At 42.6% G+C, this 17,548-nt stretch carries 12 protein-coding genes; 5 read left to right on the top strand and 7 right to left on the bottom strand.

What is annotated here, in order from left to right; translation table 11 throughout:
- The first annotated feature begins 462 nt into the window (after positions 1-462).
- The 5 genes from D7D25_RS12050 (at position 463) to D7D25_RS12030 (ending at position 5,787) form a co-directional block, all read left to right on the top strand.
- Entirely contained in the window at positions 463-1,533 is a 1,071-nt protein-coding gene (locus D7D25_RS12050; RefSeq protein ID WP_122969206.1) for a glycosyltransferase family 1 protein, read from the top strand.
- Positions 1,508-2,464: a Stealth CR1 domain-containing protein gene (locus tag D7D25_RS12045; protein ID WP_122969205.1), complete on the top strand. Its 957-nt coding sequence runs from the start codon at positions 1,508-1,510 to the stop codon at positions 2,462-2,464. Before D7D25_RS12050 ends, D7D25_RS12045 begins: the two co-directional genes overlap by 26 nt.
- A 445-nt stretch (positions 2,465-2,909) precedes the next feature.
- The gene (locus D7D25_RS12040) at positions 2,910-3,746 is read left to right on the top strand and encodes a glycosyltransferase family 4 protein (RefSeq protein WP_221408009.1); all 837 of its coding nucleotides are present in this window, start codon (positions 2,910-2,912) and stop codon (positions 3,744-3,746) included.
- Between the two features lie 53 nt (positions 3,747-3,799).
- The gene (locus D7D25_RS12035; protein ID WP_122969203.1) at positions 3,800-4,534 is read left to right on the top strand and encodes a glycosyltransferase family 2 protein; all 735 of its coding nucleotides are present in this window, start codon (positions 3,800-3,802) and stop codon (positions 4,532-4,534) included.
- 5 nt (positions 4,535-4,539) lie between these two features.
- Positions 4,540-5,787, top strand: coding sequence for a glycosyltransferase family 4 protein (locus D7D25_RS12030; protein ID WP_122969202.1), 1,248 nt, complete (start codon positions 4,540-4,542; stop codon positions 5,785-5,787).
- Positions 5,788-5,989: 202 nt separating this feature from the next.
- Here the strand turns inward: D7D25_RS12030 and D7D25_RS12025 are convergent, their stop codons facing one another.
- The 7 genes from D7D25_RS12025 to D7D25_RS11995 all read right to left on the bottom strand — a co-directional run bounded on the left by D7D25_RS12025 (position 5,990) and on the right by D7D25_RS11995 (position 17,060).
- Positions 5,990-6,982: a Stealth CR1 domain-containing protein gene (locus tag D7D25_RS12025; RefSeq protein ID WP_122969201.1), complete on the bottom strand. Its 993-nt coding sequence runs from the start codon at positions 6,980-6,982 to the stop codon at positions 5,990-5,992.
- Between the two features lie 21 nt (positions 6,983-7,003).
- Positions 7,004-8,527, bottom strand: a complete 1,524-nt coding sequence (gene gltX, locus D7D25_RS12020; protein ID WP_122969200.1) for a glutamate--tRNA ligase — start codon at positions 8,525-8,527, stop codon at positions 7,004-7,006.
- Positions 8,528-8,759: 232 nt separating this feature from the next.
- A complete protein-coding gene (locus D7D25_RS12015; RefSeq protein ID WP_122969199.1) occupies positions 8,760-9,914 on the bottom strand; it encodes a DUF4998 domain-containing protein in 1,155 nt (384 codons plus the stop codon).
- Positions 9,915-9,950: 36 nt separating this feature from the next.
- Positions 9,951-11,288, bottom strand: a complete 1,338-nt coding sequence (locus D7D25_RS12010; RefSeq protein WP_122969198.1) for a DUF4959 domain-containing protein — start codon at positions 11,286-11,288, stop codon at positions 9,951-9,953.
- Positions 11,289-11,309: 21 nt separating this feature from the next.
- Positions 11,310-13,271, bottom strand: a complete 1,962-nt coding sequence (locus D7D25_RS12005; RefSeq protein WP_122969197.1) for a RagB/SusD family nutrient uptake outer membrane protein — start codon at positions 13,269-13,271, stop codon at positions 11,310-11,312.
- A gap of 105 nt (positions 13,272-13,376) precedes the next feature.
- Complete coding sequence (locus D7D25_RS12000) at positions 13,377-16,607, bottom strand: TonB-dependent receptor (RefSeq protein ID WP_122969196.1); 3,231 nt, start codon at positions 16,605-16,607, stop codon at positions 13,377-13,379.
- Between the two features lie 30 nt (positions 16,608-16,637).
- Positions 16,638-17,060, bottom strand: a complete 423-nt coding sequence (locus tag D7D25_RS11995; protein ID WP_148038922.1) for a hypothetical protein — start codon at positions 17,058-17,060, stop codon at positions 16,638-16,640.
- Positions 17,061-17,548: the final 488 nt, after the last annotated feature.

The raw sequence follows: 17,548 nt of genomic DNA, 5'->3' as shown, positions 1-17,548 counted from the left end.
CTAGCATTAGGCTCAAGCCGTAAGCGTATTTATGGCGACATGCACTGTTCGTGCTTTTTTATATCATCATTGGCTGTAGACAAACGACATATAAAAAATGTAGGGAGAATAGAGTCTGATCGGCTACTTTTTCACAAGAGCGATTTCAGAAATCTTTTAAATATATATCAGCTGGATCTTTTTTTGTTTAAATGATAACCAACGGGTTAGAGATGTAGATCGTGAAAAATAAAACCTTTTTTGGAAAAGCTGCTTCCACTCAAGTCAGCTTTCGAAAAATAAGATATTCCTTTTACCGTGTATAAGAAGGACCGTGTTGTTTGACTTGTTCAACCACGAAATGAAACTTCCGATATCTGTAATTGAATTAAATAAACTATTTTTGTAACTTAAAGTGGAAATTATGGTAAGCATAATGACCCGTATACAATCGCTTGTATTATCGTTTTATTATTATAAGAAATGAAAAAAAGACTCTTGGTTGATCTTTCTTCACTTAAAAACCTTTATTCTGGGCTAGGGCAAATTGCATTAAGCTATGGTTATTATTTTAAGGATAACTATCATGCCCATACATCCTTGTATGAGCTTACCTTGCTGGTTCCTAAGCGATATATAGGTGCTTTCGGCAATAAAATGAAATATATTTCTTCCACAAACTGGTTCAGAAAATATTGCCCTTATACTTTCCCAAAATTTGATATCTGGCATTCCATTCATCAGTTGAGTCGTTTTGGGCCATTCCATTCCAGCACTAAACTGATTCTGACTATACACGATTTGAATTATCTCTATGAGAGAACCGGTAATTCCAAGATCAGGAGACACCGAAGACTTCAAAAAAAAATAGATCGGGCGGATGAGATTGTCTGTATTTCCGAGTTTACGAAGAGAGAGGTGGAGCGGGAACTTCAGCTGCATGATAAAGAATGCAAAGTAATCTATAATAAAGTGCAATTGTTGGATGAAAGGATGGCGTCAAGACCTGCCTTCGACGTAATTCAACCGTTCTTTTTTACATTGGGAATTATCAAGCGAAAAAAAAATTTTCATGTCTTGCTTGATCTGATGAAACTGATTCCAGAAAAACACCTTTATATCATAGGTAGTGGGGCTGATAAAAAACATAACACCTACGCCTTGAATATAAAAAGACGCATAAGAGAGGAGAATATTTCCAATGTAACATTACATGAGGCTATATCGTATGAGGAAAAGATATGGATGTATCGGAATTGTGAGGCGTTTCTTTTTCCCTCCCTATTGGAGGGATTTGGGATACCCGTCATTGAGGCCATGCAGTTTGGAAAACCTGTTTTCTCATCTCAGCAGACCAGTTTAAAGGAAATAGGTTCCATTTATGCCTATTTTTGGGATAATTTTGAGCCAGAGCCTATGAAACAGGTTATAGATAGAGGTTTGAACGATTTTTATAAAACCCCCGGACTGGCAGAAGTTGAAAAATCGTATGCTGAAAAGTTTTCCGGAGATCAACATTTTCACGATTATGAGGAAATTTACAGAACGATTTGATATAGACTTGGTTTATCTGTGGGTTGATGGAAGCGACGCGGAATGGGTCGCCAGGAAAAATCTGTTTTTAGGAAGAAATGTTGACCTGAATTCTGAAGCTACGACTAAAGCGCGAAGCGCAAACAACGATGAGTTGAAATATTCGTTACGTTCGGCAGAAAAATATGCTCCATGGATTCGTCGGATTTTTATTGTCACGGATGGCCAAAAACCAGATTGGCTGAATTGGCAGGACAAAAAAATTAGAATTGTAGATATACGGGAACTTGTTCCTCCCCAGGCATTACCTTGTTATAATTCGGTGATAATCGAACATTTTCTGTATAAGATTCCGGAGTTATCTGAACACTTTTTATATGCAAATGACGATATGTTTTTTAACGCTGAAGTTGCCCCAGGTTTCTTTTTCACAAAAGAGGGATTACCTGTGGCGAGATTACAACGTGCTTTTTGGGGTAAATGGATAAACAAATTTAAAAAGACATTCAAAATACATACCAATATCTACCGGAAAACCATCGATCGGGCAGCCTCACTCATAGAGGAGAAATTTGGGAAATACTATTCCGGAACCCCTCATCATAATATCGATTCCTATCTTAAATCAGATTATCAACTTGTCTGTGAAGATCTATTCCGGGATGAGATATATTCCACCATAACCCATCATATCAGAAGTGAGGATGACATTCAGCGGATCATTTACCTTTACTATGCCTTGGCTGTAGGGCGGGGTAAACTACGTTACGTAGGCAGAAGCGAATCGTGCAGAATACGAGTACATAAACCGGATTATATGTATTTTATTAACAGGTACCGACCAGCTCTTTTTTGTCTCAATGACAGTCACCATGCTACTGACGCAGACAGGACAAGAGTGGAACCCTTTCTGAAGTGTCTCTTTCCGGAGAAATCATCCTTTGAGATATAGTAAGCCATGGTGGAAATAATTAGAAAAGGACGAGGAAAATATGGATAAGATAGCAATAGTTGTACAACGATATGGAAAAGAGGTTAATGGAGGTGCGGAATTACATGCCCGATTGTTGGCTGAACGTTTAAAAGAGCGTTATGAAGTGGAGGTTCTCACCTCCTGTTCGCTGGATTATCATAAATGGGATAACCATTATCCCCCAGGTGAAGAGATAATAAATGGGGGACGGGTATTACGTTTTATAAATGAAAACGAAAACCTGAAAGGAACTCATCGATTATTTCGTTATCTTCGGGGAAACCTGAAATATTATAATGAGAAATATACACTGAGCAATCTTTTTATTCTTTTTCTGAGGCGTTTCAGATATAAAAAAAGAAAAAATCACGAGGGTGTCTTTGATTCTTGGATTGAGGGACATGGTCCGGTCAGCAGAAAAATGATGTCCTATATAGAGCAGGAGAAGGCGAAATATAAAGCATTTATTTTTTTCTCCTATCTCTATTATCCTACTTATTTCGGCTTACAGAAAGTGACAGAAAAAAGTATTCTTATTCCTACAGCCCATGCTGAGCCTTCATTTTATTTTTCAGGTTTTCGTAAAATGTTTTCTTTGCCAAGGTTTATTATGTACAATACCAAAAGTGAAAAACTTTTGGTAGAGTCAACTTATCCTGACACGCAGAGAATCAAGTCGGATATTGCGGGTATCGGTTTTGAACCGCCACTCTTTGATGAAGACAAAGAACGTGAGATAAAGTCTCAGTATTTTGTGTATATCGGACGCATAGATATACATAAAGGATGCAAAGAATTATTGGATTACTTTACCAAAGTGAATAAACCGGGAGTAAAACTTGTAATGATTGGTAAAAATCATCTGAAAACCGAGGTGAAGAATGATAATATTATATTTACCGGATTTATAGATGAAGGAGAAAAGCTATCTTATTTACAGCATTGTGAAGCACTGCTTATTCCTTCCCGATATGAAAGCCTCTCGATGGTTACACTGGAAGCAATGTCGGCCGGAAAACCGGTTTTAGCTAACGGTCATTGTGATGTGTTAAAATCCCATATTGACCGAAGTGAAGCGGGTTTTGTGTACTATAATAAAGAAGATTTTATTGCGCAGATAAATAAAATATTGAATTTGTCTGCCCGGGATAAGCAGGATATTGCGCAAAAAGGAAAGTCTTATGTGGAAAAAAATTTTCAATGGGGGAATATCATGAAAAAATTTGATGCCGCAATTGATTTTGTGAGTGCTGCTGAATAATCCTTACATAATTGCGCCTAAACAGGACTCATATCCCACTCGTTCAAATCCGTATGAAAAAACAACCATTTGTCAGTATTATTTGCGTTACATACAATGTCGCTTCCTGCATATCCGGCTGTATTGACAGTATTATCGAACAACGGTGTGCAAACCACGTCGAACTGATCATAATTGACGGAAACAGTACCGATGGAACCCAGGAGATACTAAAGAGGTATGAAGACAGGATAGCATTTTGGAAAAGCGAACCGGACAAGGGAATATATGACGCCATGAACAAGGCGCTGGAATACATCCGTGGGCAGTGGGTCTATTTCATTGGCGCTGACGACAGGCTTTTGTCCGACTTCTCTACCTTTGTGGAAAATGAGCTAAAAGATCAGCATAAGGTTTATTACGCTAATGTTTTAAGGGAAGGAATTAAATCAAGAGGTTTTGTTTCGGGTTACGAACAGGCTAAAGGAGGTATTTTTCATCAGGCAATTATTTATCCTGCGAGTGTTTTCAAAAAATACAGATACAACACGGAATATAAAGTATCGGCAGATTATGCACTTAATATGCAATTACATCGTGACAAATCTTATGAGTTTGAATATCGGGAGTATATTATAGCCTACTTTAATAGTACGGGAGTATCGTCATATGGTGAGGATGAAGTATTTCTTCGGGACAAAAGAAAGCTTGTCATGGAGAACTTCGGAATCGTAGTGCGTTTCAGGTATAATTTCAGGATTATAAAACATAAATTGCGGAAAAAGAGAATTCGACCGAATAACAACTGAAACGAATGGATAAAATAGCAATAGTTGTACAGCGATACGGTGAGGAGATGAACGGAGGGGAGCAGTTATATGCCCGGTTGCTAGCTGAACGTTTGATAGAAAGGTATGAAGTGGTTGTCCTCACCTCCTGTTCTGTAGGTTATCCTACCGGGGAAGACCATTATCTGGCAGGTGAGGAAATAATAGACGGCATACGTGTATTGCGGTTTACATATGAGAGAGGAGAGCCGAAAACAGCTCGATGGGTAGGCCGTTATATCCGCGGAAATTACAAGTATTACAATACAGGATATACGTTAAGCAATATCATTACCCTTTCGTACAGGCGCATCCGATACAGAAGAAGGAAAGATCACGACCGGATATTTGAACGCTGGATAGAGAATGAAAATCCTGTATGCAAGGGGATGATTTCGTATATAGAACGGGAGAATGACAGGTATAAGGCGTTTATTTTTTTTAATTGTCTGTACTATCCAAATTATTTTGGATTGCACAAAGTATCCGGTAAAAGTATCCTCATTCCATTGGCATATGATGAGCCGAAGCTTTACCTGTCAGGTTTCAGAAAAATGTTCTCCCTGCCGGGCTTTATCATGTATAGCACGGAGTTTGAAAAACGACTGGTAGAATCCGTCCATCCTGATACACGAACTATCAGATCCGACATTACAGGCGTCGGTTTCGACAGTCCGGAAGGGAAGGAAAATACGCCGCCACCAATCGCTTTCCCTTATTTTGTTTATATCGGACGCATAGATATCGGTAAAGGGTGCTTGGAACTGATGGATTATTTCTTCCGGATGAACAAGTCGCAATATAACGGTATAAAGCTCGTAATGATCGGCAAGAATCATATGAACAATCCGGTTGAATGCAATAATATTATTTTTACCGGATTTATAGACGAGGTCCAGAAACTGACCTATCTGCAGCACTGTCAGGCGGTGATCGTCCCTTCCCGCAACGAAAGCCTGTCGATGGTAACGCTGGAAGCAATGTCGGCGGGAAAACCGGTTCTGGTCAACGGCCATTGTGAGGTGCAGAGATCCCATATCGAGCAGAGCCAAGCGGGATTCGTTTATTATGAGGGGGAAGATTTCCGCCAACAGATAAACAGAATACTCACTCTATCCGGCAGCGACAGACATCTTATCGCGCAAAACGGTAAATCGTACGTTGAAAGAAATTATCAATGGAAACGCGTCATGGAAAAGTTTGAAACCGCCATCGAATGCTACGGTATTTCCTGATGGCATATTCAATCGAACGGAGGTACTGTTCGAGACGTGTTTGTGTATCGGTAATCTGGGTAAAAGGGACTTGGCTGTGTTGAACATCAATTGCACCTGTCATTAACAAAACTGTATTTTTTCCTTTTATCATAACTAATTCAGTGTCGGGATAATAACAGAAATTAATAGCTCTTTCTCCATAGCATAGGGTGTGATATGGTTATAATTCGAACTGAGACTTTTCCGGTAAAACAGATTCAAAAGCTTTTTCAATCTCCTGCATCACCTGCGTATAGTTCCAGATATGGGCGTTGTCGTTGAGGCAGATCAACTTGTAACTTTGATCGTAGATGGCTTTTATCGCCTTCTTCGACCGGAGTACGAGCGGGAACATCTTTGTATTCTTGTAGGTGTTGTAAGGTTCAAAGTTTGAACGGCAGATCTGCCAGGTACGGAACAACTCCTGGGTGTAATCCTCGGGACTGCGAAAGCGGTTAGTCGATACCGCGGTCAATTTGTCTCCGGCGTACTCCCAAACCTCTTCAAAAGTCGACTTGAGGTAGGGTTGGGCATTATGCGGCGTGATAAGTGTCACAAACTTTCCATAAGGCCTCAGTAATCGCGTCAGATTGGCTTTTTTACCGTAAGAGGGATGAAACCATTTATCCTGATCGCGTTGCAGCACTTCATGTTTGTCAAACCTTTCATTGATAATCCTGATATTGTTCTTCAGGCATTTCGACCATAATCCCATTCCTGAATTGTAGCGGAATGCGGCAATATCATTGGGCAACCCATTGGTGTAAAAACGATCCTGGCCGATATGGTCGATGATGAAAAAATCATCATTGAAGTAGACAAAACGATCGGCCAGATGTGGGATTTTATGAAGATATATCTCTATGAGCGAGGAGTTGAATACGGGTAAGTATTTTTCGGGGATGTAATCACTGTGATTTACCAGTGCCAATTGGGGGTGATCGGCATTGAGCCATTCGGGTTTCTGGCCACAAGTGACGAAATGTATTTTCCTCACCCATGGCGCGAATTTCTCTACCCCCCTGAACCAATATTTCAGGAAGCCATAGTCACGGAAACGGGCTTCCGAAACCTCATTTTTCGAGTTGTCTATTTTACCCGAATATTTGGTGAAATCGGCTTTCCATTTTGGGTCGTCCATGTCAACCCAGGTAATCACAAAATCGATATCCATTGCTGTTATACAGAATTAAATTTATCTCTGCGGCAGAGCATGTATTGCCTGTTCCAAACGGTGGAGTGTTTCCTCTTTGCCGATCACTTCGGTAATGTCGAACATATGCGGTCCCTTTCCGGCACCTACGATGGCCAACCGGAATGCATTCATAACGTTTCCGGTATGTAATTGGTTCTGTTGGATCCACTCCATTACCATTCTCTCCTGGTTTTTTGCGGAGAAGTCGTCCGTTGCTTCAAGCAATGCTGCCAGTTGCTTCATCTGCGCGGGAGTCTCTTCTTTCCAGCGTTTATTGACCGTTTTTTCATCGTAAGCCGTGGGGGCGACAAAGAAAAAGGATGTTTGATCCCACAGCTCAGGGATAAAATGTACACGCTCTTTCACCAATCCGACCGCTTTTTCCACTTTTTCCGCGGGCGCGCGGATCCCTTTTTCCTGTAAGGCGGGCATAAACAGTTCGGCCAGCTCATGGTCGGACATTTTGAGGATATATTGGTGGTTATACCATTTGGCTTTTTCCACGTCGAATTTGGCTCCGCTCTTACTGCATCTGTCGAAAGAAAATGCCTGTACCAGTCCGTCGAGGGAGAATATCTCCTGTTCCGTGCCCGGGTTCCATCCTAAAAAAGCGAGAAAATTAATGACCGCTTCCGGTAGATAGCCGTTTTCGCGGTATCCCGACGATAGTTCGCCTGTCTTGGGGTCTGTCCATTGCAATGGAAAAACGGGAAATCCGAGACGGTCGCCATCACGTTTGCTCAGTTTGCCGTTTCCTTCCGGTTTGAGCAGGAGCGGGAGGTGGGCGAACCGCGGCATGCCTTCTTCCCAGCCCAGGCTGCGGTACAACCATACATGCAAAGGAGCCGAGGGAAGCCACTCCTCACCCCGGATCACATGGGTTATTTCCATCAGATGGTCGTCCACCACATTGGCTAAGTGATAGGTGGGCAGTTCATCGGCCGATTTATAGATCACCTTGTCGTCGAGTACGGACGAGTTGATCACCACCTTGCCGCGGATCATATCGTCGACGATAATCTCCTGATCAGGATCTATTTTGATGCGGACAACATATTGTGTGCCTGATTTTATCAAAGATTCTGTTTCTTCTTCCGGAAGGGTAAGCGAGTTACGCATCCTATCCCTGGTGGAAGCGTCATACTGGAAATTGGCAATCGCCGCCCTTTGGGCTTCCAGCTCTTCCGGCGTGTCGAACGCGATATAAGCTGCTCCTTTGTCGAGCAGCGCATTGACATATTGTTTGTAGATATCTTTTCGTTGAGACTGTTTATAGGGTCCGTAGCATCCTCCTTTCAGTGGGCTTTCGTCAAAGGCAAGACCCAGCCAGTCGAACGTTTCCTGGATATACTCTTCCGCACCCGGCACAAACCGGGTGGAGTCAGTATCTTCAATCCGCAGGATAAAATCCCCACCTTGTTGTCTGGCAAAGAGATAATTGTATAGTGCCGTGCGTACCCCGCCGATATGCAATGGCCCTGTGGGGCTGGGTGCAAAGCGTACCCTAGTCTTGTGATCCATCATAATTTTTTTTATTCAAGTTCCCAAGGTGTTCATTTCCTGATATATCCCATCGAAAGTAAAACCTTGTTCTTTCCAGCTACAAAAATAGAAAAAAATGGTGATGAATTGAAATAAAGCAGGGACGGATGAAAGAATTGATTTTCGAATACCGGTGTCAAAAAGCTACCCTGAAAAAAAAGTAGGAGAAAACTACTTTTTTTCTCCTACTCTTAGTCTGTTTTACTCTACCCCTTCATTCATTGGTATCGTAGAAGAGTGTCCATTCTGCTAATTGGAATATACTGGATCCGTTATTTGCGGTAACCCTTAGCCTGTAATGAGAGTAGGGGGTCACATTGGATAACGGGAATGTCTTCTTCTGGAAACGAGTTGTAAACTTGATATCGGATTGTTGATCGAGTACCGTCCAGTTGGTTCCGTCGTTTGACCCTTCCAGTACCCAGTCTTTCGGATCTCGGCTGTCCGCATCATTTGCCGATGTGAGTTCATACGTGTTGGCAATAAATTCACGGTCCATCTTCCACATCATCCATGTGAGCTGTGTTCCGCACAGGTATTTGGTGTTTGGATTGCCATCGACCAGCATCTGGATACCTTCGCCGCCACCGGTGTTATGCTGGTCGGATACGGTTCCGGGAATTGTCATCAGATTGATTTTTACCGGTTCTACCGTAATTGTCTGAGTGTTGGAAAGCCATACTTCGTCAACAGAGACCAGATTGCCTTGAAGAGGCCATACAGAGACTTTGATATTAAATGTATAATCCCCTCTAGGTAGGAACGGTAAAGATATAAGGTCGGCGACAGGAATATCAACTTGAGTCTTCCCCGCCAACCCAGGTAAGTAGATTTCGTCTGATAAAGAGAAATCATCCGGCCCGGTGACACTATATTCAACATGACCTGAGAAATTCATCAACACGTTTGAGGTCCCCATCATCGATATGTATTGATCGGGACCGATTGTCTGGACAACCACCATGGGCGGTGTTAAACTTTCGACAAAGGCTTGTGAAATAGGAAAAGCAGTAATATAGGTCGGCACAGACAGGTTGTTGTGAGCATCCATTGTGTAGACAATGAACTCGTAACCGGTCCCCGCGGTTAATCCTTCAATACTGATGGAATCTACCAACGTGTCAAACGATATAACAGTGCTGTCGCTACCATATACAACCCTGATCGATTTTGATTTTTGATCTTTTGGATTATCCCATGCCAATATTACTCTCTCGTAACCGGGATAAACGCGCAAACTGTCGATCTTGCCGGAATAGTTATATTCTTTGAGATATTGCTTAAAATTATCCTCCATACTGTCGCATCCGTAATTCCCCACGAAAGCGATGAGAATACTGAATGTTATTATTGATTTTATTTTTTTCATCTGTATGATTAATTTGAAAATGAATGTACCGTTGATCTATTCCCATCCTTCTAAAACCCCTGTCAATGTTTCAGGATCTTCGATAATGGATCCGTCGGCTTCCGTGCCGAAAATGGTGATTTCGGAAGTACATCCCGAATTTCCTCCTCCATACTGTTTGATAGCTTTATAGCGTAAATAACGGAAGGGTTTGGTAAAACGCGGATTCTCGGGATAAAATAAATATTCATGTCCGTCACGGGCCTCGTTACGAGCCTCAATCACGTTGGCCGGTTGTGCTATTCGATACCTTCCCACCAATTCCCAACCTTCAAAAACTCCGTCGGTCGGATCTTTATCGTCACTGATCCATATCTCCCAGATTTCCACATTTTCACCGCCATAAAGCATACCCCAGGCATTACGTTGCCATATTTTAAAGCGGCTCCCTTGGATTTCACGTCCCATATCAATAAAGTATGAAAATGGATAAGACTGCGGACCAGTATGGAAGTAGTTCAGATTCAATTTGGGTTCGTAATCATATTCATTATCCCAGAATTTTTCTATCCGCCCTTCATAATAGGTTTCCCTTGCATTCTTCAAACTATCGTCGCGATACGTTCCTTGATATTCAGGAAGAGGTTTTTGTTGAAAGGGATCTGGATCACTATTATAATCCCACTTATTACCGTAAAGGAGATTATCCCTAAGAAAAGACCATTGCTTTTTAGAGATAGCTCCATCGACCAGTGGGGTAATCTCTCCAAAATCTTTAGTCTGCGTTTGATTTTCATAGGTATCCTTGATAAATACATTCACTAAATGAGGTTCTCCTTTCAGATTATCAATCATAAAACGATCTTTCTCAAGATTGGAAGCATAGATTTTGGTGGCTTCCGTTTCCCTCACTTTTACATTCACGTAAATGGTTATATTTTTTTTCTGGTCGTTTTCCCAGTCAACCACCAATGAGGAAAATCCGGGCTGTACCTGAACGGTTTCCAATACTGCCAGTGTGGTAGGTTCAAGAGGCACTACTTTCATGACAACAGGGGCCGATTGATTATTATTCCTGTCAACCGAAAAGATCTGCACATCGTATTCCTTTTTTTGTCCAAACCCGTCGATAAATAAGGTATCTGAATAAACACTACTGGTTTTGGATATTTTCGCACCGGTGTCGATAATGTATTCTGCCCGGGTGTAGAGAAAATCCTCATCGGATGGAATGGTGTAAGTGAAGTAACCTCCACCGTACTGCGGCGTGAAAATCACGTTTGTCACCTGCCCCGGGGGAGTAGTGTCTCCCACCGCGGTATCTTGGCAACTGTTCATGATAAAAACCGCTGCAAATAAAATAATGATGCTATAGAAATAATATATTCGTTTCATAATTATGTATAATTTAAGAGATTACCATCCCGGATTTTGTGTTAAATTCGGATTTCTATTTAAGTCTGAAATGGGTATGGGCATCAGGTAGTCGCGGGGTGTCTGCCATCTGCGTGGTTGTAATGTCGTTAGCACATAGAATTGTTCCGGATCCACCCCTGTGGTGTTCCATCCCCTGACAGGTGATAAAAAATACCTGTCTGCCTGTTTCCAGCGCAAAATATCAAAATAACGATGTCCTTCAAAGGATAATTCGATCATGCGCTCCCGTTGGATGATGTCGCGCAACCCTTCTTTCGTGAGGTGTTTGTCTGGCGTCCTTACTATATTGGCATCACTCCATACTTGCTCTATCGGTTTGAGCCCGCTTGTGGCCCGCACTTTGTTCAGGTAATCGTATGCAGGTGCTCCTGGTCCGTGATACTCGTTATATGCTTCGGCATACATCAAGTAGAGGTCCGACAATCGGATAATAGGATAGGGGTATTTTACCACACGTGCCCAGTGGCCGGTGCCCGATTCGGGATGAACTAGCTTTTTCACCGCAATACCTGTCCAGTAGAAGTCGGTTGTATGTTGTGACCCTCTTCCCCCAGGAAATTCATTGTAACGCATCTTTACATCATTGGCTATATCATGGGTCCGCCAGATGCTTCTGTCCACTACCATCCATGCATAGAAGCGAGGTTCCCGGTTTAAATGCAGGTTAATGGTCTTTTCTCCCGCCTGCATATACCCTTTATGGTAGTTGTCGCTGGGAATAGTCGTTATCTGCCGACGGTTGTCATAGTCAAATGTTTTGTCGTCTTCAATAGGCACTCCATTCTTTGTATAGAAAAGCTCGGTCATCCGGTAATCAGCGCCCAACCATTGCCATGCAAATCCGGCAGTCGTAGGTTCTGCAACGGAACGCATATTAGTGGCATGTGCAAATCCGCCCTGTCCTTCATAATCCAATCCGGAATATCCCCAGATCAATTCGTCGTTCCACGGAGAAACAATACTGAAACGTTTGTTGTAGCAGTACTGGATGATTTCGGATGTCTGGAAATTGTCTATATCCCAGAACTTGGGTTGACCGTCAAAAGTATAGAGTTTTTTACCGCGGGCCTCCGCAAAATCGATGGCTTCCTTGATCGCGTCCAACGCCTGCTTCCATTTTTCAGGATCGTATTGCATCGGAAAGTAGGTTTCACCTGCTTTATTCCTGAAATTGCTGAAATATTCGGAGTTTCCGTTGAACAGAGGGCTTGCCCTGGTGAGGAGTACCTGTGCCTTGATGGCCCGGGCAATGGTTTGGTCTATTTGTCCGTAATAAGTACTTTCTCTTTCCATGGCAAGTTCTGTTCTTGCGATTCCGTTTTCATCGAATAAGACTTCATCGATCAGATTCAACACGTAATTGAAGCAGGAATCAATGGTTTGTCTTTCCTGCCGTACCTCCTCTATGGTAGAGAACGGTTCCAGGTTTTTGTCGGCAATCACAATCGGGCCGTATAGCCTGAGCAGGTAGTAGTGGTAATAGGCTTTCAGTATCTTTACCTGTGCTATCCAGTCGTTACGCTCAGCGGGTGTCAGGTCCGGGACATTGTCTATGTTTTCGAAGAAGATATTACATACGCGAATGCCTCGATATAGACCGGTAGCTCCTCCACCATTTCCCCAATAATTCAAAATAGGGTCGTTCGAGTTATTCCACCCACGCATCAGTTGCATCCCTCTCAGCAATTCCCTGTTTTCTCCATGGTCGGCATCCAGACGACCCACCCATTCATCGCCGGCAAGGGACATGGAATAGTGAAGTTTTTCATAATTCGGCATATATCTGTAGCAGGTGGATAGTGCGTTGAGCGCCTTATCCCGGTTTTCGAACAAGCTGCCCACTTGTACCGTGTTATCTGGGATAATGTCCAGATAATTACAATTGGTCAGAATGACGGATAAGATTAGAATAAAGCTTATGGCAATTATTTTTGATTTCATATGGATTATTTTATTTTTTTATTTCGGTATATGGAACTCGCTTTAGTCATGATCTTGTGTGATAATGATTATCATGCTCGTTTCATATGATTACTCTTTTAATAATTAAAAAGTTATGTTTAATCCGACGTTGTACACGCGCTGCAATGGATACGCCAACCCGTTTCCTGCCATTTCCGGATCCCAGAGTTTGAAATCGGAAATAGAAAGCAGGTTCTGTCCGGTGAAATAGAGGCGAACCATGCTGAAAGGTATTGATCCGATCCACTTGTCCGGCAGTGTGTATCCCACTTCTACGGTTTTTAACCGTAAGAAACGTCCGTTGCGGAGCCACCAGGTTGAATTCTGCACGCTATTGTTCTGGTTGATGGTGGCCGACAATCTCGGCCAGAAAGCATGCGATACCGGATTATTCGGATTCCAGTGATCCTCGGCGATGATTTTAAGAGCTCCTCTATGTCCGGCGAAAGGTGCTATACCGAACCGGTCGGGATCATATCTTCTTGCATTCGGGTCGATAAAGAAGGAGACCCGGTCTTGTCCTTGGAAGAAGCAGGAGATATCGAAATTCTTATAACCTCCGGACAATCCGAATCCGTAGGTGATCTCAGGTACGGTCGGATAACCAATATGCACTTGGTCGTCGGAATTTACCCTTCCGTCGCCATTGATGTCTTTGTATTTGATGTCTCCCGGTTGAGGAACACTTCCCAACTCCTGTACAGGCGAATTATTCACATCGGCCTGATCGATAAACAACCTTTCGGCGATGTATCCCTTCCATGTATTGATGGGCCACCCGATGTCACTCAAATAGGGCCAGCGATATTCTGGTTCTTCGTTTTGTACATACTCATTCTGTGCGAAGGTGAAATTGAAACGTCCTTGAATCCAGAGATCCTTGTTAAACGAATGATTGACGTCGATAGATCCGTCCCATCCGCCGCTCTTCACTTCTCCCACGTTACCATGTACGGCACTGGTCAACCCCATGGTTGCAGGCAAATTAGCCCGTGCCTGATAGATCTGTTTCCGGTTTTCTGTAAAATATTCCAGGATTAATTTCACTGCGTGGTTCTTGAACAGGTCTACCTCGACACCTATATTCTGTTTTTGTGCAATTTCCCATGTGATCATGGGGTTGGCATAACGGTTGATGTTGAATCCTCCATAATTGGTGTTGAAATCCCTTCCCCAACGGTATCCGCCTGCTCCGGTAGAAATGTCGGAGAGGAAAAAGAATCGATCCGCGGCTCCGGCAATCTGGTCATTACCTACTTTTCCCCAGGAATATTTCAGTTTAAAGTTGGAGATGGTATTCTCCAGTGGAGACCAAAACGGTTCGTTCGACACGATATATCCTACCCCAAAAGCCGGGAATATCCCCCAGCGGTGTGATTTGTCGAACTTTTCCGAACCGGTGTAGGTTAAACTTAGTTCAGCAAGATATTTTGAGTTGAATCCATAATTAACACGTGCCCGTAATCCTTGGTTCCGTTGAGGTAACGTCCTTTGGATGGTCATATCCTGCGGCAGATAGATTCCGGTGTTTTTTGATTCCTCCTGCGTGTAGATCAACAATCCGCTTACGTCATGTAAATCGTTTAACGTGTTGGCGTAAGTGAAGCCGCCTTCCATATATACTTTGAATTCACCTTCACGGGTGATAGTGGGGTTACTTAGAGCATCGGTGCCTCGGCGCACCTCTTGTAGCACGTAAGTGTCGCTAAACTCATCATAGCTTTTTATATTATAAAGGTAGGGAGTGTAACTCCTGTAATTCTCATACCGGTTGTCGTTCTTAATGGATATTTTGGCTCTTGCCATCAATCCTTCCAAAATGGCATCCATATCCTGATCCAATGAAAATTGTGAGGTAATCCGCCCCAGAGAACCGTCTTTATAACCACGCACCATTTGCGCATATGGGTTGATCATCGTACCGGTGGCATCTGAACCGAACAGCGTGTGTTTCACGTAGGCCGTTTTTTCGTCGGGCAGGTAATATTTAGGAAACTCCACCGGATTCGAGGCTACCACACTGGCGAAGATATCATTCGTGTTATCGAGCGGTCCCGTGAAGTTCTCGAAAATGGAATTCATATTGATGTCCATCTTAGTGGTGGAGGTAAGGTCCATGCTTATATTAGCAAGAATATTGAATCGGTCGATGTCGATATTGTTCTTGAAGTTATTCAACTTATTATCCCGAAGAATACCAGTATCCTTGTCGTAAGACACGGATAAGTAGTACTTTACCACAGAGCCTCCCCCACTCACATTCATGTTATAGTGCTGATTGAATGTATGGGGTTTGAACATGATATCGTACCAGTCGAGATTCGGATAGGCGTATTCATTCAGATTATCAATGGTATTCTGTATTTTTTGCGCGCTGTAATAGGGTTCGAGCAACGGGTTGTCGTTGAACTGCGCTTCGTTGTATAATCTCATGTAAGTAGGACCGTCCACGGTTTCCAGCACTTGGGTGGGGGCGGACAAACGGCCGTCGGCACGAATCGAAATCTTGGGTTTCCCTGCCACTCCCTTTTTTGTAGTGACCATGATTACTCCGTTAGCACCTTTCGACCCGTATAAAGCGGCCGCGGTAGCATCTTTTAACACAGCAAATTGTTCGATATTATCGGGGTCTACTCGTGCCAGATCAGAGGAACTTACTTCAAAGCCATCCAAAAGGATGAGCGGGCTGCTGGCGTAACCGAAAGTGGTAACCCCTCGTACAAAGAACTGCGCGTTGTCGTTGCCCGGTTCCCCACTTCGCTGGTAAGAAATTACTCCTGCCAATCGTCCCGCCAGAGCAGTTGTAAGGTTGCTCGAAGGAATCCTGAGTTCTCTTGGATTAATGGTCTCTATGGAAGAGACTACGCTCTCTTTTTTTTGTGTGGCAAAAGCGGTAATGGTGACCTCGTCCAATAACTCGGCATCTTCCTGCATGGTGATGTTAAGGGTGGTAAGGTTACCCACTACTGTTGTAACCTGTCTCATTCCAACATAACTGAACCTCAGCGATTCTTCAGGGGCAGCATTGATAGTATATCGTCCGTCAATATCGGTTATCACACCACCTTCCCGACCTACCACTCGCACTGTTACACCTGGCAGAGGTTCTCCATTCGAGTCCGAAACGATACCGGTAATTGCTCTCCTCTGCTGCTGTGCTTCGAGATGGGTTGTTGAAATTCCTGAAGAGTTTGCCACACCATTCTGGGCAGAAAGTGAAAGAGTTATCACAAGCAATGAAACCCATAGCTCTCGTTTTCGGGCCGATACGTAAATCCTTTTCAGATTTTGTTTGAGATTGATTTTTCTGTTCATGCAATAATGTTTTTAAAAGGAATGATATTATTATGGGTAAACGACTGTCCACTTCATTTGAGAGAGATTTTTAGCCGTTAAATTGTATTTTTTCAATGGTTTGTTTTTTATGTTATCCCAACCTTCAGATTCCAGTGTCTCAGCGTCGTAAATATATATATACAAGTACCCGTCAGCACTTTCTATTACTTGTTCCCAGCATGAAAGTGTGATGCCTATTCGGACTTTCTGGGTTTGGCCGGCCCCTATTTTATAATCCGGCGCATACGTCGGATTCGACGGGTCATAATTGAGAAAACCCTCTTTTAATGTAGTGGCATAATAAATTGAAGATTGTGAATTATTTTTCAAATACAACGACTCATTGCAGTCTTCAAACTTTTTGCCGCATGATGTCGTATTTAATAATAAAGCAATTATCATACTTAAATAGCCTGAATGAATTCTTTTCATATCTCATGTTTTTTAGTTAAGAAATAAATAATTCAGAGTATGAGAAACGTTATCGTTTCCCTTCCATAATATTGAATATCCTTTTCGATAAATAGTGAGGTCCTCGTGTAATGTTGGAATCAGCCGCCACTTTAACAATCCTGAAGAACGTTCGACATCGCGAAGGACCTCATTTGAATGAGTATCTGGTATGACTGGAAATTTTTTTTTGGAAAAAAGAGTGGAAAGTTGATTGAATGAAAGAGGCGGATGAATGAACAAAAAGGTATATTTAGAGAAATAAACTGTAGTGTGCCGCAAGTATCGGAACACAACCACTATTGGAGTAAATGCGATATACTCCAATAACAATATTATTGTGTTAACCAATGTTAACGGGGGGGGGGGGGGGAAAAAGGTTAACCCCTAAGCGCCACAAAAAAGGTGTGGAAAATTTAAAATTAAAACGGTTAATTTTTTTATTGTAGGGCCAAATAAAAGGTTTTTTT

Source organism: Proteiniphilum sp. X52 (assembly GCF_003712195.1).
Lineage (GTDB): Bacteria > Bacteroidota > Bacteroidia > Bacteroidales > Dysgonomonadaceae > Proteiniphilum.
This window is presented reverse-complemented; position numbering and strand designations above follow the sequence as displayed.